11 protein-coding genes are annotated in these 23,543 nt (G+C 64.5%); 6 read left to right on the plus strand and 5 right to left on the minus strand.

Annotation, left to right across the window (positions count from 1 at the left end):
* Nucleotides 1-731: 731 nt before the first annotated feature.
* Nucleotides 732-13,964 carry an Ig-like domain-containing protein gene (locus IEQ11_RS06355; RefSeq protein ID WP_247024740.1) on the plus strand — a complete coding sequence of 4,411 codons (13,233 nt, stop codon included), beginning with the start codon at nucleotides 732-734 and terminating at the stop codon, nucleotides 13,962-13,964.
* A 10-nt stretch (nucleotides 13,965-13,974) separates the two neighbouring features.
* Nucleotides 13,975-17,775, plus strand: a complete 3,801-nt coding sequence (locus tag IEQ11_RS06360) for a hypothetical protein (protein ID WP_228464565.1) — start codon at nucleotides 13,975-13,977, stop codon at nucleotides 17,773-17,775.
* 251 nt (nucleotides 17,776-18,026) lie between these two features.
* Here the strand turns inward: IEQ11_RS06360 and IEQ11_RS06365 are convergent, their stop codons facing one another.
* Complete coding sequence (locus IEQ11_RS06365; RefSeq protein ID WP_191821670.1) at nucleotides 18,027-18,548, minus strand: hypothetical protein; 522 nt, start codon at nucleotides 18,546-18,548, stop codon at nucleotides 18,027-18,029.
* Between the two features lie 437 nt (nucleotides 18,549-18,985).
* On the opposite strand from IEQ11_RS06365, the gene IEQ11_RS06370 reads away from it, so the two are divergent.
* Together IEQ11_RS06370 and IEQ11_RS06375 are read left to right on the plus strand one after the other, a co-directional pair.
* Nucleotides 18,986-19,153 (plus strand): hypothetical protein, encoded by a 168-nt coding sequence (locus tag IEQ11_RS06370; protein ID WP_191821669.1) that lies wholly within the window; start codon nucleotides 18,986-18,988, stop codon nucleotides 19,151-19,153.
* Between the two features lie 112 nt (nucleotides 19,154-19,265).
* Entirely contained in the window at nucleotides 19,266-19,523 is a 258-nt protein-coding gene (locus IEQ11_RS06375) for a hypothetical protein (RefSeq protein WP_191821668.1), read from the plus strand.
* A gap of 152 nt (nucleotides 19,524-19,675) precedes the next feature.
* Here the strand turns inward: IEQ11_RS06375 and IEQ11_RS06380 are convergent, their stop codons facing one another.
* Both IEQ11_RS06380 and IEQ11_RS06385 read right to left on the minus strand, forming a co-directional pair.
* On the minus strand, nucleotides 19,676-19,945 hold the full coding sequence (locus tag IEQ11_RS06380; protein WP_194735096.1) for a hypothetical protein: 270 nt from the start codon (nucleotides 19,943-19,945) through the stop codon (nucleotides 19,676-19,678).
* A gap of 42 nt (nucleotides 19,946-19,987) precedes the next feature.
* Nucleotides 19,988-20,446: a hypothetical protein gene (locus IEQ11_RS06385; protein WP_191821667.1), complete on the minus strand. Its 459-nt coding sequence runs from the start codon at nucleotides 20,444-20,446 to the stop codon at nucleotides 19,988-19,990.
* Between the two features lie 364 nt (nucleotides 20,447-20,810).
* Here IEQ11_RS06385 and IEQ11_RS06390 point away from each other — a divergent pair, with 364 nt between their 5' ends.
* On the plus strand, nucleotides 20,811-21,008 hold the full coding sequence (locus IEQ11_RS06390) for an XAC0095 family protein (RefSeq protein ID WP_191821666.1): 198 nt from the start codon (nucleotides 20,811-20,813) through the stop codon (nucleotides 21,006-21,008).
* A 393-nt stretch (nucleotides 21,009-21,401) separates the two neighbouring features.
* Here IEQ11_RS06390 and IEQ11_RS06395 read toward each other — a convergent pair whose 3' ends face one another.
* Nucleotides 21,402-21,854, minus strand: a complete 453-nt coding sequence (locus IEQ11_RS06395; RefSeq protein WP_191821665.1) for an SMI1/KNR4 family protein — start codon at nucleotides 21,852-21,854, stop codon at nucleotides 21,402-21,404.
* A 138-nt stretch (nucleotides 21,855-21,992) separates the two neighbouring features.
* Between IEQ11_RS06395 and IEQ11_RS06400 the strand changes: the two genes are divergently transcribed.
* A complete protein-coding gene (locus IEQ11_RS06400; RefSeq protein WP_228464563.1) occupies nucleotides 21,993-22,757 on the plus strand; it encodes a transposase in 765 nt (254 codons plus the stop codon).
* 350 nt (nucleotides 22,758-23,107) lie between these two features.
* Here the strand turns inward: IEQ11_RS06400 and IEQ11_RS06405 are convergent, their stop codons facing one another.
* Nucleotides 23,108-23,542 (minus strand): hypothetical protein, encoded by a 435-nt coding sequence (locus IEQ11_RS06405; RefSeq protein ID WP_191821664.1) that lies wholly within the window; start codon nucleotides 23,540-23,542, stop codon nucleotides 23,108-23,110.
* Nucleotide 23,543 lies beyond the last annotated feature (1 nt).

Here is a 23,543-nt window from a genome sequence, read left to right on the forward strand (position 1 = left end):
TGTGAACTGTGTTGAAATCACAATGTGATGGATGGCACACTATTTGCAGCCGTGTCCTATTAAGCAGTACGTACTGCGTATTGCGATAGGGGTTCCACAGAGGATCTGTTGCATCTGAACACTGCGCTTAGTCGTAGTGGGGCGTGTAACAGGGGTGGAAAAAAGGGGGGCACGTTATGACGTGTCAGGGGTTAAGACTCGGTATCCATGGGGATGTCGCTGTTCCTTCCGCCGTATCGGCGGTCTCTGTCTGCGTGTCGCGTGGCCGTGCAATGGCGGCCGGGGGCGAGCAGTTCCTACCTGGTAGTCGATGTGAATCGCCAAGCCATTCCGGCGCTGGCGCATGGGGCGAATGGCCCTTGCGCGTGGCAGACGGATAGCCGAAGGCGGTTTCGAGACGGGCGTCTGCATCAAAGGACGCTCGTTTTGTGTGGATTTGCTGCGTGTCGCGAGTGGTATGCGAAACGCATGGAAGCCAGGCATCAAGCACTCGCCGTACCCGTACGAACTCGCAACACAAGGCATTGCCAGCAGTAAGCACGTCGACCAGCCGCTTGGCGCCGACGACACCTCACCGCACCGGTGACTGTCGCCGCCGTTCCCGGCGCTTACCGAACTCCTGTTTGGGCTACCGCATGAATATCGTCACTACCCGCACCCCGGCCAGCCAGTCGTCAGCTCGTCGCGACTCCCGTGCTGGATCCCGCATCGCTCGAACCGGGGCGCGTGTATTGCTTGCCGCCATGCTGGCGCTGGCGGCCTTGCCGGCCATGGCGCAGTTCGCCAATCCCTTGCGCAACACCGCGACGATCACGCCGCCGACGAACGTGACCAACGTCGACACGGCCTGTACCGCGAACGGCGGCACCTTCAATGCGACCACCGGCGCCTGCTCGGCGACGGACTCGAACACGCTGGCGGCGGTGTCGGACCTGAGCGTCACCAAGACGGTGTCGAACCCGACGCCGACGGTGGGCACCAACGTCACCTTCACCGTGACCGTCGCCAACGCCGGCCCGTCCGCGGCCGTCGCCACCAACGTGACCGACCAGCTGCCGGCCGGTTACACCTTCGTCTCGGCCACGCCGAGCGTGGGCACCTACAACGCCGGCACCGGCGTGTGGGCGGTGGGCACCCTGGCCTCGGGCGCGAACGCGACCTTGCAGATCGTCGCGACCGTGCTGCCGACCGGCCCGTACGCGAACACCGCGACCGCGACCTCCAGTTCGACCGACCCGACCCCGGGCAACAACACCGCGACCAGCACGCCGGTGCCGGTGGCTTCGGCCGATCTGGCCGTGACCAAGACCGCGTCGAGCGCTACGCCGACCGTCGGTACCAACATCACCTTCACCGTGACCGTCAGCAACAACGGTCCGTCGGCCGCGGCCGGCGTCAACGTCAACGATCAGCTGCCGGCCGGTTACACCTTCGTTTCCGCCACGCCGAGCGTGGGCACCTACAACGCCGGCACCGGCGTGTGGGCCGTCGGCGCTCTGGCCTCGGGCGCGAACGCGACCCTGCAGATCGTCGCCACCGTGCGCGCCACCGGTCCGTACGCGAACACCGCGACGGCGACGTCGACCACCAACGATCCGACCCCGGGCAACAACACCGCGACCAATACCCCGGTGCCGGTGGCTTCGGCCGACCTGGCCGTGACCAAGACCGCGTCGAGCGCGACCCCGATCATCGGCAGCAATGTCACCTTCACCGTGACCGTCAGCAACAACGGCCCGTCGGCCGCGGCTGGCGTCAACGTCAACGATCAGCTGCCCGCGGGTTACACCTTCGTCTCGGCCACGCCGAGCGTGGGTACCTATAACGCCGGTACCGGCGTGTGGGCGGTGGGTGCGCTGGCCTCGGGCGCGAACGCGACCCTGCAGATCGTCGCCACCGTGCTGCCGACCGGCCCGTATGCGAATACCGCGACCGCGACCTCGACCACCGGCGATCCGACGCCGGGCAACAACACCGCGACCAATACGCCGGTGCCGGTCGCATCCGCCGATCTGGCGGTGACCAAGACCGCGTCGAGCGCGACCCCGACGGTCGGTACCAACGTCACCTTCACCGTGACCGTCAGCAACAACGGTCCTTCGGCGGCGGCCGCGGTCAACGTCAACGATCAGCTGCCGGCCGGTTACACCTTCGTTTCGGCGACGCCGAGCGTGGGTACCTACAACGCCGGCACCGGCGTGTGGGCCGTCGGCGGCCTGGCTTCGGGTGCGAACGCGACCTTGCAGATTGTCGCGACCGTATTGCCGACTGGCCCGTACGCGAACACCGCGACGGCCACCTCGACCACGAACGATCCGACCCCGGGCAACAACACCGCGACCAATACGCCGGTTCCGGTGGCTTCGGCCGATCTGGCGGTGACCAAGACCGCGTCGAGCGCGACCCCGATTGTCGGCACCAACGTCACCTTCACCGTGACCGTCAGCAATAACGGCCCGTCGGCCGCGGCTGGCGTCAACGTCAACGATCAGCTGCCCGCCGGTTACACCTTCGTTTCGGCCACGCCGAGCGTGGGCACTTATAACGCTGGTACGGGTGTGTGGGCCGTCGGCGGCCTGGCCTCGGGCGCGAATGCGACCTTGCAGATCGTCGCGACCGTGTTGCCGAACGGACCGTACGCGAACACTGCGACGGCCACCTCGACCACCAACGATCCGACGCCGGGCAACAACACCGCGACCAATACGCCGGTTCCGGTGGCTTCGGCCGATCTGGCCGTGACCAAGACCGCGTCGAGCGCTACGCCGACCGTCGGTACCAACATCACCTTCACCGTGACCGTCAGCAACAACGGCCCGTCGGCTGCGGCCGGTGTGAACGTCAACGATCAGCTGCCGGCGGGTTACACCTTCGTCTCGGCCACGCCGAGCGTGGGCACCTACAACGCGGGCACCGGTGTGTGGGCCGTCGGCGGCCTGGCTTCGGGTGCGAACGCGACCTTGCAGATTGTCGCCACCGTGTTGCCGACCGGCCCGTACGCGAACACCGCGACGGCCACCTCGACCACCAACGATCCGACCCCGGGCAACAACACCGCGACCAATACGCCGACGCCGGTGGCTTCGGCCGATCTCGTCGTGACCAAGACCGCGTCGAGCGCTACGCCGACCGTCGGTACCAACATCACCTTCACCGTGACCGTCAGCAATAACGGTCCGTCGGCCGCGGCCGGCGTCAACGTCAACGATCAGCTGCCCGCGGGTTACACCTTCGTTTCGGCGACGCCGAGCGTGGGCACCTATAACGCCGGCACCGGCGTGTGGGCCGTCGGCGGCCTGGCTTCGGGCGCGAACGCGACCTTGCAGATCGTCGCGACCGTGCTGCCGAATGGTCCGTACGCCAACACCGCGACGGCAACCTCGACCACCAACGATCCGACCCCGGGCAACAACACCGCGACCAATACGCCGGTTCCGGTGGCCTCGGCCGACCTGGCCGTGACCAAGACCGCATCGAGCGCGACCCCGACCGTCGGTACCAACATCACCTTCACCGTGGCCGTCAGCAATAACGGTCCGTCCGCTGCGGCCGGTGTGAACGTCAACGATCAGCTGCCGGCCGGTTACACCTTCGTTTCGGCGACGCCGAGCGTGGGTACCTATAACGCCGGCACCGGCGTGTGGGCGGTCGGCGGCCTGGCTTCGGGCGCGAACGCGACCTTGCAGATTGTCGCGACCGTATTGCCGACTGGCCCGTACGCGAACACCGCGACGGCGACCTCGACCACCAACGATCCGACCCCGGGCAACAACACCGCGACCAATACGCCGGTTCCGGTGGCTTCGGCCGATCTGGCCGTGACCAAGACCGCGTCGAGCGCCACGCCGACCGTCGGTACCAACGTCACCTTCACCGTGACCGTCAGCAATAACGGCCCGTCGGCCGCGGCTGGCGTCAACGTCAACGATCAGCTGCCGGCCGGTTACACCTTCGTTTCGGCGACGCCGAGCGTGGGTACCTATAACGCCGGCACCGGCGTGTGGGCGGTCGGCGGCCTGGCTTCGGGCGCGAACGCGACCTTGCAGATCGTCGCGACCGTGCTGCCGAATGGTCCGTACGCGAACACCGCGACGGCCACCTCGACCACCAACGATCCGACCCCGGGCAACAACACCGCGACCAATACGCCGGCTCCGGTGGCTTCGGCCGATCTGGCCGTGACCAAGACCGCGTCGAGCGCGACGCCGACCGTCGGTACCAACGTCACCTTCACCGTGACTGTCAGCAACAACGGTCCGTCGGCCGCGGCCGGTGTGAACGTCAACGATCAGCTGCCGGCGGGTTACACCTTCGTCTCGGCGAATCCGAGCGTGGGCACCTATAACGCTGGCACCGGTGTGTGGGCGGTCGGCGGCTTGGCTTCGGGCGCGAACGCGACCTTGCAGATCGTCGCGACCGTGCTGCCGACCGGTCCGTACGCGAACACCGCGACGGCCACCTCGACCACCAACGATCCGACCCCGGGCAACAACACCGCGACCAATACGCCGACGCCGGTGGCTTCGGCTGATCTGGCCGTCACCAAGACCGCGTCGAGCGCGACCCCGACCGTCGGTACCAACATCACCTTCACCGTGACCGTCAGCAACAACGGCCCGTCGGCCGCGGCTGGCGTCAATGTCAACGATCAGCTGCCGGCCGGTTACACCTTCGTCTCGGCGACGCCGAGCGTGGGTACCTACAACGCCGGCACCGGCGTGTGGGCGGTCGGCGCGCTCGCGTCGGGCGCCAACGCGACCCTGGATATCGTCGCCACCGTGCTGCCGAACGGCCCGTACGCGAACACCGCGACGGCGACCTCCACCACGAGCGATCCGACCCCGGGCAACAACACCGCGACCAATACGCCGGTTCCGGTCGCTTCGGCCGACCTGGCGGTGACCAAGACCGCGTCGAGCGCTACGCCGATCGTCGGTACCAACATCACCTTCACCGTGACTGTCAGCAACAACGGTCCGTCGGCCGCGGCCGGCGTCAACGTCAACGACCAACTGCCCGCGGGTTACACCTTCGTCTCGGCGAATCCGAGCGTGGGCACCTACAACGCCGGCACCGGCGTGTGGGCGGTTGGCGCGCTGGCTTCGGGCGCCAACGCGACCCTGGATATCGTCGCCACCGTGCTGCCGAACGGTCCGTACGCGAACACCGCGACGGCGACCTCGACCACCAGCGATCCGACTCCGGGCAACAACACCGCGACCAATACGCCGGTTCCGGTGGCATCCGCCGACCTGGCGGTGACCAAGACCGCGTCGAGCGCTACGCCGATCGTCGGTACCAACGTCACCTTCACCGTGACCGTCAGCAACAACGGCCCTTCGGCCGCGGCCGGCGTCAACGTCAACGATCAGCTGCCGGCCGGTTATACCTTCGTCTCGGCGAATCCGAGCGTGGGCACCTACAACGCCGGCACCGGCGTGTGGGCGGTCGGCGCGCTGGCTTCGGGCGCCAACGCGACCCTGGATATCGTCGCCACCGTGCTGCCGAACGGCCCGTACGCGAACACCGCGACGGCGACCTCGACCACGAACGATCCGACCCCGGGCAACAACACCGCGACCAACACGCCGACGCCGGTCGCTTCGGCCGATCTGGCCGTGACCAAGACCGTGTCGAACCCGAATCCGCCGATCGGCTCGACCATCACCTTCACCGTCACCGTTTCCAACGCCGGTCCGTCGGCCGCGGCGGACGTGGTCGTCAACGACGCGCTGCCCAGCGGTTACACCTTCGTCTCGGCCACGCCGAGCGCGGGCACCTACAACGCCGGCACCGGCGTGTGGACCGTCGGTGCGCTCGCGGTCGGCGTCAGCCAGACCCTGACCGTCAGCGCGGTCGTGCTCGAGACCGGCAGCTACGCCAATACCGCCACCGGCACCTCGACCACCAACGATCCGACCCCGGGCAACAACACCTCGACCTCGACGCCGACCCCGGTCGCCAACCCGAGCCTGTCGCTGGTCAAGGCCGCGCCGACCAACGCCGACAACGACGGCAGCGGCACCGTGACCCTGGGCGATGTGCTGACCTACACCGTCACCGCGACCAACACCGGCAACATCACCCTCACCAACGTGGTGGTCAGCGACGCCCAGCTGACTCCGGCCAGCCAGACCTGCCCGAGCGTCCCGGTCGGCGGCACCTGCGTGCTGACCGGCACCCACACCGTCACCTTGAGCGAAGTCACCGCGGGCGAGATCGTCAACAACGCCAGCGTGGTCTCGACCGAAGTCACCACCCCGGTGCCGGCGACCCGCACCACCCCGACCGCCCGTCGCCCGATCGTCGCCGTCGCCGACAGCGGCGCGGTGACCAGTGGCGCCAGTGGCGGCACCGCCGTGCCCAACGTGCTGGTCAACGACACCTTGAACGGCCAGCCCGCGACCACCGCGACGGTGGCGATCAGCCAGGTCTCCAGCAGCAACCCGAACATCACCATCGATCCGCTCACCGGCGCGGTCAACGTCGCCGCGGGCACCGCGGCGGGCAATTACACCCTGCGTTATCGGATCTGCGAGATCGCCGATCCGACCAATTGCTCGGAAGCCGACGTCGCTGTGCAGGTGGGCGCCGCCGCGATCCTGGCGGTGGACGACACCGGCACGCCGGTCAACGGCAGCACCGGCGGCACCGCGGTGGCGGACGTGCGCGGCAACGATCTGCTCAACGGCGCTCCGGTCGTCGCGGCCGACGTCACCCTGACCCAGGTTTCGACCACCAACCCGGGCGTCACCCTCAACACGACCAGCGGCGCGGTGACTGTCGCCCCGGGCACCCCGGCCGGCACGTACACCCTCGTGTATCAGCTGTGCGAAGTGCTGAACCCGACCAACTGCGACGACGCCACCGTGACGGTCACCGTCAACGCGGCGCCGATCGTGGCCAACGACGACACCGGCACGCCGGTCAACGGCCGCACCGGCGGTACCGCGGTGCCCGATGTGCGCGTCAACGACACGCTCAACGGCAACCCGGTCGTCGCGGCTGACGTGACTCTGAGTCAGGTCTCGACCACCAACCCGGGCGTCACCCTCAACACGACCACCGGTGCGGTGACTGTCGCCGCGGGCACTCCGGCCGGCACGTACACGCTCGTGTACCGCCTGTGCGAAGTGCTGAACCCGACCAACTGCGACGACGCCACCGTGACGGTGACGGTCGACGCGGCGGCGATCGTGGCGAACAACGACACCGGTACGCCGGTCAACGGCAGCACCGGCGGCACCGCCGTGCCGAACGTGCTGGTCAACGACACCCTCGATGGCAACCCGGTCACCCCGGCTGACGTCACCCTGACCCAGGTTTCGACCACCAATCCGGGCGTCACCCTCAACACCACCACCGGTGCGGTGAACGTTGCCCCGGGTACTCCGGCCGGCACCTACACGCTGACCTACCAGATCTGCGAACTGCTCAACCCGACCAACTGCGACGACGCCACCGTGACCGTGACGGTCGATGCGGCGCCGATCGTGGCCAATGACGACACCGGCGCTCCGGTCAACGGTCGCACCGGCGGTACCGCGGTGGCGGACGTGCGGGTCAACGACACGCTCAACGGCAACCCGGTCGTCGCGGCCGACGTCACCCTGAGCCAGGTCTCGACCACCAACCCGGGCGTGACCCTCAACACCACCACCGGTGCGGTGACTGTCGCCGCGGGCACCCCGGCGGGTACGTACACGCTGGTGTATCGCCTGTGCGAAGTGCTGAACCCGACCAACTGCGACGACGCCACCGTGACGGTGACGGTCGACGCGGCGGCGATCGTGGCGAACAACGACACGGGTACGCCGGTCAACGGCAGCACCGGCGGCACTGCGGTGCCCAACGTGCTGGTCAACGACACGCTGGACGGCAACCCGGTCACCCCGGCCGATGTCACCCTGACCCAGGTTTCGACCACCAACCCGGGCGTCACCCTCAACACGACCACCGGTGCAGTGAATGTCGCTCCGGGCACCCCGGCCGGCACCTACACGCTGACCTACCAGATCTGCGAACTGCTCAACCCGACCAACTGCGACGACGCGACTGTGACTGTCACCGTCGATGCGGCGCCGATCGTGGCCAACGACGACACCGGCACGCCGGTCAACGGTCGCACCGGCGGTACCGCGGTGCCGGACGTGCGGGTCAACGACACGCTCAACGGCAACCCGGTCGTCGCGGCCGACGTCACCCTGAGCCAGGTCTCGACCACCAACCCGGGCGTCACCCTCAACACCACCACCGGTGCAGTGACTGTCGCCGCAGGCACCCCGGCGGGCACGTACACGCTCGTGTACCGCCTGTGCGAAGTGCTGAACCCGACCAACTGCGACGACGCCACCGTGACCGTGACGGTCGACGCGGCGGCGATCGTGGCGAACAACGACACCGGTACGCCGGTCAACGGCAGCACCGGCGGCACCGCGGTGCCGAACGTGCTGGTCAACGACACCCTCGATGGCAACCCGGTCACCCCGGCTGACGTCACCCTGACCCAGGTTTCGACCACCAATCCGGGCGTCACCCTCAACACGACCACGGGTGCAGTGAACGTCGCTCCGGGTACTCCGGCCGGCACCTACACGCTGACCTACCAGATCTGCGAACTGCTGAACCCGACCAACTGCGACGACGCCACCGTGACGGTCACCGTCGATGCGGCGCCGATCGTGGCCAACGACGACACCGGCACGCCGGTCAACGGTCGCACCGGCGGTACCGCGGTGGCGGACGTGCGGGTCAACGACACGCTCAATGGCAACCCGGTCGTCGCGGCCGACGTCACCCTGAGTCAGGTCTCGACCACCAACCCGGGCGTCACCCTCAACACCACCACCGGTGCGGTGAATGTCGCCGCGGGCACCCCGGCGGGTACGTACACGCTCGTGTACCGCCTGTGCGAAGTGCTGAACCCGAGCAACTGCGACGACGCCACCGTGACGGTGACGGTCGACGCGGCGGCGATCGTGGCGAACAACGACACGGGTACGCCGGTCAACGGCAGCACCGGCGGTACCGCGGTGCCGAACGTGCTGGTCAACGACACCCTCGATGGCAACCCGGTCACCCCGGCTGACGTCACCCTGACCCAGGTCTCGACCACCAACCCGGGCGTCACCCTCAACACCACCACCGGTGCGGTGAACGTTGCCCCAGGTACTCCGGCCGGCACCTACACGCTGACCTACCAGATCTGCGAACTGCTCAACCCGACCAACTGCGACGACGCGACTGTGACTGTCACCGTCGATGCGGCGCCGATCGTGGCCAACGACGACACCGGCACGCCGGTTAACGGCCGTACCGGCGGTACCGCGGTGGCGGACGTGCGGGTCAACGACACGCTCAACGGCAACCCGGTCGTTGCGGCCGACGTGACCCTGAGCCAGGTCTCGACCACCAACCCGGGCGTGACCCTCAACACCACCACCGGTGCGGTGACTGTCGCCGCAGGCACCCCGGCGGGCACGTACACGCTCGTGTACAGCCTGTGCGAAGTGCTCAACCCGACCAACTGCGACGACGCCACCGTGACGGTGACGGTCGACGCGGCGGCGATCGTGGCGAACAACGACACCGGTACCCCGGTCAACGGCAGCACCGGCGGCACTGCGGTGCCCAACGTGCTGGTCAACGACACGCTGGACGGCAACCCGGTCACCCCGGCCGATGTCACCCTGACCCAGGTTTCGACCACCAACCCGGGCGTCACCCTCAACACGACCACGGGTGCAGTGAATGTCGCTCCGGGCACCCCGGCCGGCACCTACACGCTGACCTACCAGATCTGCGAACTGCTGAACCCGACCAACTGCGACGACGCGACTGTGACTGTCACCGTCGATGCGGCGCCGATCGTGGCCAACGACGACACCGGCACGCCGGTCAACGGACGCACCGGCGGTACCGCGGTGGCGGACGTGCGCGTCAACGACACGCTCAACGGCAACCCGGTCGTCGCGGCCGACGTGACCCTGAGCCAGGTCTCGACCACCAACCCGGGCGTCACCCTCAACACCACCACCGGTGCGGTGACTGTCGCCGCAGGCACCCCGGCGGGTACGTACACGCTGGTGTACCGCCTGTGCGAAGTGCTGAACCCGACCAACTGCGACGACGCCACCGTGACCGTGACCGTCGACGCCGCGCCGATCGTGGCGGCGGACGACACCGGTACCCCGGTCAACGGCAGCACCGGCGGCATCGCGGTGACCGACGTGCGCGGCAACGACACCCTCAACGGTGTGGTCGTTACTCCGGCCGAGGTGACCCTGAGCCAAGTCTCGTCGACCAACCCGGGCATCACCCTCAACACCGGCACCGGTGCGGTCGATGTCGCGCCGAACACGCCGGCGGGTACGTACACCCTGGTGTACCGCCTGTGCGAAGTGCTGAACCCGAGCAACTGCGACGACGCCACCGTGACCGTCACGGTCAATGCGGCGCCGATCGTGGCCAACGACGACACCGGTACCCCGGTCAACGGCAGCACCGGCGGCATCGCGGTGACCGACGTGCGCGGCAACGACACCCTCAACGGTGTGGCCGTTACCCCGGCCGAAGTGACCCTGAGCCAGGTCTCGTCGACCAACCCGGGCATCACCCTCGACACCGGCACCGGCGCGGTCAACGTCGCCGCAGGCACCCCGGCGGGCACGTACACGCTGGTGTACCGCCTGTGCGAAGTGCTGAACCCGAGCAACTGCGACGACGCCACCGTGACCGTCACGGTCAATGCGGCGCCGATCGTGGCCAACGACGACACCGGCGCTCCGGTCAACGGCCGCACCGGCGGCACCGCGGTGGCGGACGTGCGCGTCAACGACACCCTCAACGGCAACCCGGTCGTTCCGGCCGAGGTCACCCTGAGCCAGGTTTCGACCACCAACCCGGGCATCACCCTCAACACCGGCACCGGTGCGGTCGATGTCGCGCCGAACACGCCGGCGGGTACGTACACCCTGGTGTACCGCCTGTGCGAAGTGCTGAACCCGAGCAACTGCGACGACGCCACCGTGACCGTGACGGTCAACGCCGCGCCGATCGTGGCGACCAACGACACCGGCGCGCCGGTGGACGGTCGCAGCGGCGGTGTGGCGGTGCCCAACGTGCTGGTCAACGACACCCTCAACGGTAATCCGGTGACGCCGGCCGACGTGGCCCTGACCCAGGTCTCGACCAGCAACCCCGGCGTGACCCTGGACCCGGCCACCGGCGCGGTGAACGTCGCGCCCGGCACGCCGGCGGGCAGTTACACGCTGACCTACCAGATCTGCGAACTGCTCAACCCGAGCAACTGCTCGACCGCCACGGTCAGCGTCACCGTCAATGCCACCGTGATCGATGCGGTGGACGACGTGGTCGCCACCCCGGTCAACGGCAACACCGGCGGCACCAACGTGATCAACGTGCTCGCCAACGACACCCTCGGCGGCAGCGCGGTGAATCCGGTCGACGTCAACGTCACCCCGGTCAGCAGCGGTCCGCTGACGGTCAAGGCCGACGGCGGCGTGGATGTCGCGCCGGGCACCCCGGCCGGCACCTACACCGTCACCTACCAGCTGTGCGAGGTGTTGAACCCGAGCAACTGCGACACCGCCACGGTGACCATCACCGTGACCGCGCCGGCCATCACCGCGACCGACGATCCGGCCGGCGGCACCGGCGTCACCCCGCAGAACACCCCGGTGACGACCAACGTGATCGCCAACGACACGCTCAACGGCGCGCCGATCGATCCGAACCTGGTGACGATCACGGTCAGCACCGATCCGAGCAACGGCACCGTGGTGGTCAACACCGACGGCACCATCACCTACACGCCGCGCGCCAACTTCAGCGGCACCGACAGCTACGTCTACACGATTTGCGAGAAGCTCAATCCGACCAACTGCGCGACCGCCACGGTCACCGTCACGGTGCAGCCGAACACGGTCACCGCGACGCCGGATACCGCCCAGACCAACCAGCAGACGCCGGTGACGATCAATGTGATCGGCAACGACAGCGTGACCGGCGCGCCGCTGGATCCGGGCTCGCTGACCATCGCCAACCCGCCGGCCAACGGCACGGTCACCTGCGCGGCCGGTTCGTGCACCTACACGCCGAACCAGTTCTTCGCCGGCACCGACACGTTCACCTACCGCGTCTGCGACACCTCGTCGCCGACCCCGGTGTGCGCGACCGCTTCGGTGACGATCACGGTGCTCGCCAATGCGCCGGTGCTGCGTCTGGTCAAGACCTCGGCGACGCGCGAGGTGAAGATCGGCGATCTGGTCCGCTACACCGTGCAGGTCGAGAACGTCGGCGATTCGCCCGCGGTCAACGCGACCCTGGTCGACATCCCGCCGGCCGGCTTCACCTTCGTCGACAACTCGCTGACGGTGGACGACGACAACAAGAACGGCGTGATCGCCAGCGCCAACCCGCTGCGCATCACCGGCATCGATGTCGGCATCGGCGGCAAGGCCACGGTCAGCTACTTCCTGCGCGTCGGCGCCGGCGTCGGCAAGGGCGTGCACAAGAACCAGGTCGCCGGCTACGACAGCAACGGCACCAAGATCAGTAACGATGCGACCGCCGAAGTGGTGATGGCGGGCGATCCGCTGCTCGAGGACAGCCTGATCGTCGGCAGCGTGTTCGACGACCGCGACAGCGACGGCTGGCAGGATCCGGCCAAGGCCACCGGCGTGAAGGTGCAGGGCGGCTTCGCTCCGGGTGCCTACGTCGCCGGTTCGACCACGGTCGACCGCGGCCAGGGCCCGGTCGCCGAGCCCGACGCCAGCGCGCCGCTGCTGCACGGCATCGCGCTGGGCCGGATCGACGGCCGCAGCTCCGACGCGGTCTCGCCCGAGCAGCATCAACTGGTCGTGCGCCAGACGCTCAGCGCGCTGGAGTTCGCCGACGACTTCGTGCTGACCACCGACGAAGGCACCACGGTGCGGATGGACGCGGCCGGCAAGACCACGGTCGAGCGCAGCCGCGGCGACGCCGCCAAGGGCCTGACCGCGCAGGATCTGCAGGTCAGCCGCCAGGTCAGCCAGGGCGCGAGCGGTTACGTCGTGTCGTACACGATCCGCAACAACGGGGTCGAGGAACGCGGCATCCCGGGCGTGCGCATCGCCTCGGTCGAAGGCTTGATCATGGAAACCGACGCCTACGGCCGTTACCACCTGGAAGGCATCGAAGGCGGCAACTCGTCGCGGGGACGCAACTTCATCCTCAAGGTCGACGCCGCCACCTTGCCGCCGGGCACGGTGTTCACCACCGAAAACCCGCGCGTGCGCCGCATCACCCAGGGCGTGCCGACCCGCTTCGACTTCGGCGTCAAGCTGCCGCCGGGCGAGATCGGCAGCAGCAAGTCGAACACCGACGTCGAACTGGGCGAGGTGTTCTTCGAAGCCGGCAGCGCCAAGGTCAAGACCGACTACACGCCGATGTTCCAGGACATCGCCGGCAAGCTGCGCGACGCCGGCGGCGGCAGCGTCACCGTCACCGCGCAGGCCGAAGAGGAGGCGCTCGCCTTCGCCCGCGCCCGCGCCGTGCAGACCGAACTGATGCGACAGCTGGAATCCGATCCGGAACTGGCGCGCAAGGTGCAGGTCGACGTGGTCGCCGGTGTCGACGCGAGCCAGGCGCTGGTCAGCCTGGATCCGGCGATCCGCTTGGGCGAGGTGTTGTTCGACACCGACCAGGCCACGATCAAGCCGCAGTACAAGCCCTTGATCAGCGAAATCGCCAAGGCGCTCAACCAACAGGGCAGTGGGGCGGTCGGTGTGATCGGCCGCGCCGACAAACGCGGCGCGGCCGCCTACAACGTGCAACTGGGTCTACGCCGTGCCAAGGCCGTGTTCGAAGCGATCTCGGCCGAACTCAAGCCCGAGGTGAGGCAGAAAGTGCGAGTTGACATCACTGACGACACCCAGGCGCCAGTCGGCGTGGGCAACCGCTGAGGACATGACCATGAAGATGAAGATGAAGCTTCTGGACATGACCCTGATCGGCCTGCTCTCGGCCGGTGCAGCCACGCCCGCGTACGCGCAGAAAGCCGGCGCCAACAACCCGACGCAGAACGCGCCGGCCCGCGACACCGGCCGGCGCACCACGTCGGTCCCGGTGGACCTGAGCTCGCTCGACAAGCCCCAGCCGCAGACCGAGGCGCTCGAACCGGTGCCGCGCGCGAAGTGCGAAGGCAGCGAGTGCCGCAGCGACGAGGGCCTGCTGTTCCGCGTGCGCACGCGCGGCGAAGACAAGCCGGTGGCCGAAGGCGACGACGCCAACGCGCTGCAGGCCAATCGCCGCGTCGACGTGGTGCGCGAAAACCTGACCCCGGGCGCGGCCAAGATCGCCGGCAAGTTCCAGATCGACCTGCCCAACGGCGGCGTGATCTGGGCCACCGAAGATCCCACCCTCGGCCCGCCGGTGCTCAACGTCCAGGCCGGTTCGATCGCGCCGTTCGAGAACGGCCGCATCACCAAGCCGCTGCGTTTCCACGGTTACACCAACTACGCGTCGTTCATCGACAAGTTGCAGGTCACCGTGTACCGCGGCAGCGACACCGACCTGGTCACGCCGCTGGCCACCATCGACCTGCCGGTCGACAACGTGTCCGAACAGGAGTGGGACGGCGTCCTGCCGTCCAACATCAACCTGCTGGCCGGCGACGAGTTGATCTACATCGCCCGCGCCTACGGCAAGGACGGCGCGTTCGACGAAATCAATCCGCAGCGCATCCAACTGGTCAAGCCCGAGGAATACGAACGCGGCGTACAGATCCAGCGCGAGGAAGTGCAGCGCACCCTCGGCCAGGCGATCGACGATCGCGGCGCGCAGGACATCGAGATCACCAGCTCGATCTACGGCACCAACGCGATCCGCATCCAGAACATCCCGGTGTACGGCTCGCGCGTGCGCATCTACGGCCGCGACATCCCGCGCGATGCGCAGCTCACGATCAACGACCAGACCTTCCCGATCGACCTGGAGCGCAAGTTCGCCGCCGAGTTCCTCGAACCGGTCGGCCCGCACACCTACGCGGTCAAGATCAAGAACCGCGGCGGCGGCGAGCTGGAGAAGAACCTCGACGTCAACGTGACCGGCAAGTACAGCTTCCTGGTCGCGCTGGCCGACGTGACCCTGTCGGAGAACAACGTCAGCGGCAACATCGAACCGCTGGCCGCCGGCGACAACGGCCGCTACGACGACAGCTTCATCAGCGAAGGCCGCCTGGCGTTTTATTTGAAGGGGAAGGTGCAGGGCAAGTACCTGATCACCGCCCAGGCCGACACCCACGAAAACGAAATCAAGCGGCTGTTCAACGGCTTCTTCGACGCGCAGGCGCAGGACATCTTCCGCCGCCTCGACCCGAACCTGTACTACCCGGTGTACGGCGACGATTCCAACACCTACCGCGACGTCGACACCCAGGGCAAGCTGTACCTGCGCGTGGACTGGGACCAGAACCAGGCGCTGTGGGGCAACTTCAACACCGGCATGACCGGCACCGAGTACGCCCAGTACAACCGCTCGCTGTACGGCGCGGCCTTGAACTGGCGCAGCCGCAACACCACCGTGCTCGGCGACCCGAAGAGCGAACTCAAGCTGTTCGGCTCCGAAGCGCAGAGCGCGCTGGGCCACACCGAATTCCTCGGCACCGGCAACAGCCTGTACATGCTGCGCCACACCGATATCCTGCCGGGTTCGGAAAAAGTCACGGTCGAAATCCGCGACGTCAGCACCGGCCGGGTCGAATCGCGCGTCGATTTGAAGCGCGGCGCCGACTACGAAATCAACGACATGCAGGGCCGCATCCTGCTCAGCCGGCCGTTGTCGCAGATCACCCGCGAGAACGTGCGCACCTTGACCCGCGACACCCCGCTGGACGGCTACACCCAGCGCCTGCTGGTGGATTACGAATACGTCCCGGCCGGATTCCAGGTCGACGACGTCAGCGCCGGTTTCCGCGGCAAGCAATGGTTCGGCGATCACTTCGCCGTCGGCGGCACCTACGTCGACGAAAACCGCAGCGGCGACGACTACAGCCTCAAGGGCGTCGACCTGACCCTGCAGGCCGGTCGCGGCACCTACCTGAAACTGGAAAAGACCCGCACCGAATCCACCGCCGCGCCGATCTGGTACTCGACCAACGGCGGCGTCGACTTCACCCGCATCAACGCGATCACCGGCGCCCGCCGTGGCGACGCCGACAAGGTCGAAGCGCGCGCCAACTTCAAGGAACTGGGCTGGACCCAGCTCGACTGGAGCGTGGGCGCGTGGTGGCGCGACATCGATCAGGGCTTCTCGATCTCGCGTTACGACAACGGCGAAGCGGTGCAGGAATATGGCGCCGAGTTCCTGGGTTACTTCACCGAGAACTTCAGCCTGTTCGGCCGCCACACCCGTCGCGAACGCGGCGATGAAGCGCTCGAACAGAGCCAGCTGACCGCCGACTGGCGCATCACCAACGACGACCAGCTCGGCGCCGAACTGCGCCGCGTGCGCGAGGAGCGCAACGCCGCGTCGTTGAGCCCGGACATCGACGCGATGCTGTTCGCGCTGAGCTACCGTCACCGCATCGGCTCGACCCTCGAGCTGTACGCGACCGGCCAATACACCCTCGATGACGACGGCGGCAAGTACGACCGCAACGACCTGCTGACCGTGGGCGCGCGCTACCTGTTCGGCGACCGTTCCAGCGTCGGCGCCGAAGTCAGCAGCGGCAGCCGCGGCGAAGCCGGCAAGGTCGACGCCGAGTACCGCCTGAGCACCGACCATACCCTGTACGGCGCCTACACCTTCAGCACCGACAGCACGCAGCGCGATCCGCTGTTCGACAGCGCCTTGCAGACCGGCTGGACCATCGGCCAGCGCTGGCGTTTGAACAACCAGACCAACCTGTACAACGAAAGCCAGTTCCTCAAGGACCCGCGCGATTCCAGCGAAGGGATCATGCACACCTTCGGCATGGATTTTTATCCGGCCGAAGGCTGGAACCTGGGCTTCGCGGTGATGGACGGCGACCTGGAAGCGGCGACCGGCCACGTCGACCGCCGCGCCTACAGCCTCAGCGGCGGACGCGTCGATCCCAACACCGACTGGTCGAGCAAGATCGAATACCGCAAGGACAGCGGCGCCGAGCGTCGCGAAGCCTGGGTCACCAGCAACCGCTTGTTCTACAAGGTCAACGAAGACTGGCGCATCGCCGCGCGCTTCCTGTACTCCGACATCAAGGACGAAATCGACGTCAGCCGCGGCGCCAAGACCGTCGAAGGCAACCTCGGCTTCGCCTACCGCCCGCACGACAGCTCGCGCTGGGCCGCGTTCGGCAAGTACGTGTACCTCTACGACCTGGCCACCATCGGCCAGGACGGCGGCAACCAGTACGACCAGCGCTCGCAGGTGCTGTCGTTCGAAGGCATCTACCGCATCGACGACAAGTGGGAACTGGGCGGCAAGGCCGCGAGCCGTTGGGGCGACTACCGCATGGGCCGCGGCACCGGCCTGTGGCTGGACAGCCGCGCCGACTTCCTCGCCGGCCAGGTGCGCTACCACCTGATCGCCAAATGGGACGCCCTGGCCGAATACCGCTGGCTGGCGGTCAAGGACGGCGGCGACAAGCGCGGCTGGCTGATCGGCGTGGACCGTCAGATCGGCGACAACTTCAAGGTCGGCGTGGGCTACAACTTCACCGACTTCAGCGACGATTTGACCGATCTGGAATACGACAACAAGGGCTGGTTCTTGAATCTGGCGGGTTACTACTGACCCCCGGCGTCCACCCGCACCGCTTCGACACATGAGTCAAAAAAGGGCGTCCGCAAGGACGCCCTTTTCTTTTGCAGCTAGCCAGATCGCTCCGCAACCACGCCCGCCCCCTGTAGGAGCGGCGCAAGCCGCGACCGCGACACCTCAACCACGTCGCCCCTTGTGCTCGTGCGTGATACATCGGCCACGAGCATCACTCGTCATGCAGCGCCGCGCATTCACTGCCTTCAACCGCATTCCAACGACCCGCCTTACGTCTCTCGGGCCAAGCCTTCAAGGTAGGGAATGTCATCGTTGAACTGCAGCACCACCCACGCAGCATCCGCCTTGATGCAGAAAAACACGCATTCAGACGCTGCCGGCCTGGGCGCGGAGTGCAGCCTGAAAACCTCGAAATGCCGTCTTCCATCCAGAATCAGCGAAACCATGTCCATCACTCTGAACGACAGATAGGCCCGCAAATTCGACAGATCGACATCGCTGGTCCGAGGCGTCTGCCTGACAATAAACGGCCTGATATCGAACTCAAGACTGCCCAAACCACGTTCAAGGCGTTCGACGCCATCGAATGCCAAGGTCGGGTTCCAGGTGTAGAAACCCTTCAAGGCCTGTTCGATACCAGCGTCGTCCCTAGCCTCGATGAGATAGGCGGAGCCACTGTATCCCCTGATACATCCGACCATCGCTGCGGTTCCGTAAAGAAACCCATCCAGCCGCGCGATTTCCTTCTGCGCTTCAATCACGTTCATAGCGGTCGGGCCGGTTACGGCCACTAAAGCCTCGGGCGCAGTCTACGTCTTCAAGATCGTCAGCGCTGCCCCGCGTGCCACCGAGCCCGCTACGTCAATCCGAGCGATAACCACGGTGGCCCCCTGTAGGAGCGGCGTAAGCCGCGACCGCGAACTCCCACCCACGTCGTCACTTGCCCCAAGCAAGACCCGACACACCGCGGGCGCCGCCAATACGATCCGGCCACCGTATTGCCCAGTACACCTCACGTCATCGGGTAGCCCGCCACCGACCGAAAAACGCCCGCCCCCCAATTCTGCGCTTATGAAGCAAAATGGCCCGGAAAACGCACGGCCCGGCAAACCTCATTCCCAACACGCGCGCATTCGAACCCGAACCCGCCTGATGCAGGAGTCGCGATGAAATTCGATTTCGAACAGATCGGAAGTCGGAAGCGTTCTGCAACGAGATCGCACAAGACATGGTTCGCCTGTTCGGAATTTCATGGGAGGAAGCCGAAGGCCGAATCAACCGCGAGTGGAAAGGCAAGCGCATGACCGGCAAGGTACTCATCATCTATCACGAACCACCCGATCACTGGGCGCAACGCATTTACTACGAGGAAAGCGTTCTGTGGTGGGTCGATTAGCACCTGCCCGTCAAGCCGTATCCGTGAAGATGCGGGTCGAGTCAAGCGACTGTTTCGGCTCCTCCCTCCCAACGCGCATTCAGACCCAAACCCGCCTGATTCAGGAGCCGCGATGAAATTTGACCTCGACACAGATGCAACCTCGGAAGCGTTCTGCGACGACATCGCACAAGAGATGATGCGCCTGTTCGGAGTTTCACGGGAGGAAGCGGTAGGTCGAATCAACCGTGAATGGAAAGATAAGCCCTTGATCGGTGATGTACTCATCATCTATCACGAAACCGCCAATTACTGGGCGCAATGCATCTACCACGAAGAAGACGTTATGTGGTGGATCGATCAGCACCTTCGCGTCAAGCCGTACCCGTGAAAACGCGAGCCGAGTCCCGCGACATCCCTGGTTCCATCCTGTAGGAGCGGCGCAAGCCGCGACCGCGACACCTCAACCACGTCGGCCCATGGCCCGCGCTTCACCGGCGTGTCGGCTCGCCTCGCTTATAAACGATACTTTCACCCTGCACCTCAGGTCGCCGTGACTTCATTGGCCTGTTTCCACAACGCAGTGAATTCTTGCTCCGAAATTTCTTCGCCTACGTCTTGTTCTTCAACTGCCAAGACCGGCTGATCGGTAAGGTCATATCTTGGGTCGCGCTCAGACTCCCGCGTTGCCCAATACAAACTTATTCCGAATTGGTTGATCTGCCGAACGATCATCCCATCAAGGACTTCGCAGTAGTAAAACCCGTCTTCGTTGTCGAGAGAGACCGTATAGAACTTGTAAAACTTGATCATTCGAGGGCTTCCGACAAGAAGGTGGTGAGTCGTGGTGGTGGCTTAGATTTCAAAGGCCTTCTTTGCGCTTTCCAGAAAATTCACCGGAGTCTCCCCGGTTAAATTTCCTTCAAGTGAGGCCAACGCTATCAGCTCAATTCTGCTGGCCAGAGGACGAGCGGTGTTAATTCGCTCGATCAAGAATTGCGAGTGATCGGCGATAGGCATGCCCATCACGAAGAGTGAATTTATGCAGTCCAAGGCTGTAACTAGCACGTTGCTGTCGTCACTGGTGGCTATCTCCATCAGCAAGTCGAGAGATCTTTTCTCCGGCACACTCCCTAGTGCATCGGCGCATCTGGAGATCCATTCTGCAGATTTGATAGGGATTTCTTCGCCGAGCTTGATCCAGTCCTCTTGATTGAAGTCGCACAGGATCGCGGCACATACGTCGATGCCTACATCGGACCAGTAGTCGACAGAAGGGCTTCGGTTAATTTCGGCGTCCAGCTTGGCAAACATAGTCAGTGCTGTATTGGATGGTGAGGATGCATGTTAGCCGCATGTCTTCGAACCGCGAACCATTAGGCAACGGTTGGGCTCCTGCGAGCATGGACAACCCGTTGACACGCGGATTTCTCAGTAGCAATTTCTGCACCGGAGCCTAGAAACTCCTTACACAGCGGCCCCACCGCCGAAATACCGGTGGATTTTTTGCGCCTACGTTTTGGGCGCACACTCGGCGCGTTTCCGCGTCGGGAGGGCGGCTAATACAACACCCGCAAGGGGAATACACCCGCCGTCTGTGTACGGTTTCTAGCCTCCCGACATCCCGCCTGCGACTTCGCGCAGCGCGGACCACCGGTCCATGGAGCGGAGCGCGCCTATGCCCCGCAAGACGCCGTCCGCCCCGCGTGCGGACAGCGTTGTGCTACCCGTCGATGCCTACCTTGAACTGCAAGCGTTCCACGACGAACTGGTCGGCATCGCCCACACCATCGATCCGACGACCGAACCGGCCCCGGCCGTCCGCGAACCCGAGCAATCGCGCCGCCGCGCTTTGGCCAAAGTCTTCCGGCTATAGGCCGAACAAATGGATCGCAGCCTCAAGGCGATCCGACCGGCGTAACACCGCAGCGACCGGCCGTCGTCGATCGCGACGGCGGCCGCACCGGGCAAACGACCGCACGCGGGGCGCCAACGCCCGCGCACGCACTGTTTTGACCAAGGTCTGGACGAAATCAGGCCCAAGGAAAATAGGGGTCAGGGTATATTTTCTAAGTAAAGTCCACTCTGCCTATTTTCAGGGACGATGATACGCCCTCGATACCGACTGGTTCCGGGTCATGATCGAAGTCCAGTTGCAGCGGCGAGCACGTCCAGTAAAGATAGGTTATCCGTTTAAGGTTGAGGGGGTGGAGAGTGGAATGGAAGGTTCACTCTAGCCTTGTTTCTATTCTTGTCGCATCAGTGTTTTCTAAACAATAATTTTTAAATGATCAGAAATGCATTTAATTATAAAGCTATCAAAAGAAATCCAGGTTATTTGAGGTGAGGTGTCGCCTTCGATATATTGCCATATCGGTGGGTCGTTATGGCCGTTGACGACAAAGAAGTTAAATTCGTAACCTTGATGCATCGAGAATATAAATGATTCATCGGGGCTCGGGAGTTTTGTGGAATTTTCTTTTAACAGAGCTTCCGCTTCGCCGCGCAAAGATTCTAAGTGTGGGTAGAAAATATCTGTGCCACGCAGAAAATCTCCGGCGCCCCATCCCATGGCCAGCAGAAATTCCCTGTACGAATCGGGCAGTGCGTATCCAATGCGCTTCTCCAATGCGGATACTTCAGTCGAGCTACATCCTCTAATTTGCAATGGAGTGCATATCTTCTCTCTTGTGAGCAGAGAGATTAATTCATTCTTTTTCATCGTGTTTTCGACAATGCATGGGGCAAAGAGAGAGATAGAGAGCAGAGAGCACTTTCCTTAGTCCCGTATCCGTAATGGACCGATGGTGGTCGGCGGCATGCTAAAGCAGGCTGTGTGTCTCCAGCAACGAAGCACAGTATGCCTCCACAGCCTAGAATTGATCTGCCCCACATCGCGCAACATGTCGTTCAACGCGGTAACGATCGACGCCCCTGTTTCTTTCAGGACCTGGATTACCTTCGCTACTTGAGTGAACTACACGAACTGGCCGCGCGGGCCGGCTGTGTGATCCACGCCTATGTGCTGATGACGAATCACGTCCATTTGTTGCTTACGCCATCTCGGGTGGGGCAGGTGAGTGCGGTCATGCAGGCGCTGGGACGGCGGTATGTCCGCTATGTTAATGATCGTTATCATCGCACCGGTACCCTGTGGGAAGGGCGGCACAAGGCGTGCCCTGTCGACACAGATAGCTATTTGCTGCACTGCTATCGGTATATAGAACTCAATCCCGTGCGTGCAGGGATAGTGAGCGCGCCAGGCGATTATCGCTGGTCCAGCTATCACGCGAATGCGTCTGGCCAATCCAATGCTCTGCTCACTCCGCATCCCACCTATCTGGCGCTGGGTACGGACAGCGCATATCGTCAACACGCTTATGCCCGCTTGGTTGCAGAGATACTAAATCCAGACAAAGTGGCGCTTATTCGGCTGCGACTGCAGCGCCAACACGCACTCGGCACTGACCGGTTTCGAGCCATGAACGAAGCCCAGTTGCAGCGGCGCGCAGGTCCGGCAAAGATCGGGCGTCCGTGGAAGGATCGGCGAGGGGCGGAGAGTGGAACGGAAAGTGCACTCTGCCCCCTGTTTCGGAGCTCAACCCGGTGCGCGAGGGGACGGTGAGCTCGCCAGGGGATTATCGCTGGTCCAGCTATCGCGCAAATACATCGGGCGAGCCGAGCACCTTACTCACTCCCCGGTCTACTTGACCTTGGATGCGGACGATACAAGCCCTCAGCAGGCTTATGCCAGCTTGGTTGCAGAAGCCCTAAATCCAGACGACGTGGCTTTGATTCGGCTGCGACTGCAGCGACAGCACGCACTCGGTACCGACCGATTCCGGAGTGTGATCGAAGCTCAGTTACAGCGGCGCGCAGGTCCGGCAAAGATTGGGCGTCCGTGCAAGGATCGACCGGGGCCGGAGAGTGGAATGGAAAGTCCACTCTGACCCCTATTTTCGCTTCGCTGATATGTTAAATAGAAAGTCTTAAGGTATCTGAGCCATCATATTCATTCAGGCTGTCCAGTTCTGGGAAGATGCGATCCTGGTCAAAATTTGCGCCGAAAAAATATCTTTTCCCCGGAGCCTTCCAATAAGCATAGTCGATATTTTCAATTCCGAATTTCAATCCGCATGCAAGACAAGGATCATTTTTTCCGAATAAAAATATAATTAATTGGTTCAGCTCTAATTTGGTTCCTTCGAGGAAATTGTACTCTCTGGCTTCTTGGGCTTCTGATAATTTAATTTTTTTGTGTGGAATGTCTTTCCAGTCTATCCCGCTGCCTGCCGTATTCCACGGGAGGTTTTCAAGCTTGGCTTTTAACTGATCTGCAATTTCAATGGGCACGATGAGTGCGTGTCCTAAATTTATCCATTCTTGTAGGTGGTAGTCGCTATTAATCATA

This window comes from Lysobacter capsici (genome assembly GCF_014779555.2).
In the GTDB taxonomy this organism is placed as follows: domain Bacteria; phylum Pseudomonadota; class Gammaproteobacteria; order Xanthomonadales; family Xanthomonadaceae; genus Lysobacter; species Lysobacter capsici.

What these genes read in the sequence shown, in the direction of transcription:
- IEQ11_RS06360 (WP_228464565.1), top strand. Translation starts at nt 13,975, where the DNA reads ATGAAGATGAAGATGAAGCTTCTGGACATGACCCTGATCGGCCTGCTC.
- IEQ11_RS06370 (WP_191821669.1), top strand. Translation starts at nt 18,986, where the DNA reads ATGGTTCGCCTGTTCGGAATTTCATGGGAGGAAGCCGAAGGCCGAATC.
- IEQ11_RS06375 (WP_191821668.1), top strand. Translation starts at nt 19,266, where the DNA reads ATGAAATTTGACCTCGACACAGATGCAACCTCGGAAGCGTTCTGCGAC.
- IEQ11_RS06380 (WP_194735096.1), bottom strand. Translation starts at nt 19,945, where the DNA reads ATGATCAAGTTTTACAAGTTCTATACGGTCTCTCTCGACAACGAAGAC.
- IEQ11_RS06385 (WP_191821667.1), bottom strand. Translation starts at nt 20,446, where the DNA reads ATGTTTGCCAAGCTGGACGCCGAAATTAACCGAAGCCCTTCTGTCGAC.
- IEQ11_RS06390 (WP_191821666.1), top strand. Translation starts at nt 20,811, where the DNA reads ATGCCCCGCAAGACGCCGTCCGCCCCGCGTGCGGACAGCGTTGTGCTA.
- IEQ11_RS06395 (WP_191821665.1), bottom strand. Translation starts at nt 21,854, where the DNA reads ATGAAAAAGAATGAATTAATCTCTCTGCTCACAAGAGAGAAGATATGC.
- IEQ11_RS06400 (WP_228464563.1), top strand. Translation starts at nt 21,993, where the DNA reads ATGCCTCCACAGCCTAGAATTGATCTGCCCCACATCGCGCAACATGTC.
- IEQ11_RS06405 (WP_191821664.1), bottom strand. Translation starts at nt 23,542, where the DNA reads ATGATTAATAGCGACTACCACCTACAAGAATGGATAAATTTAGGACAC.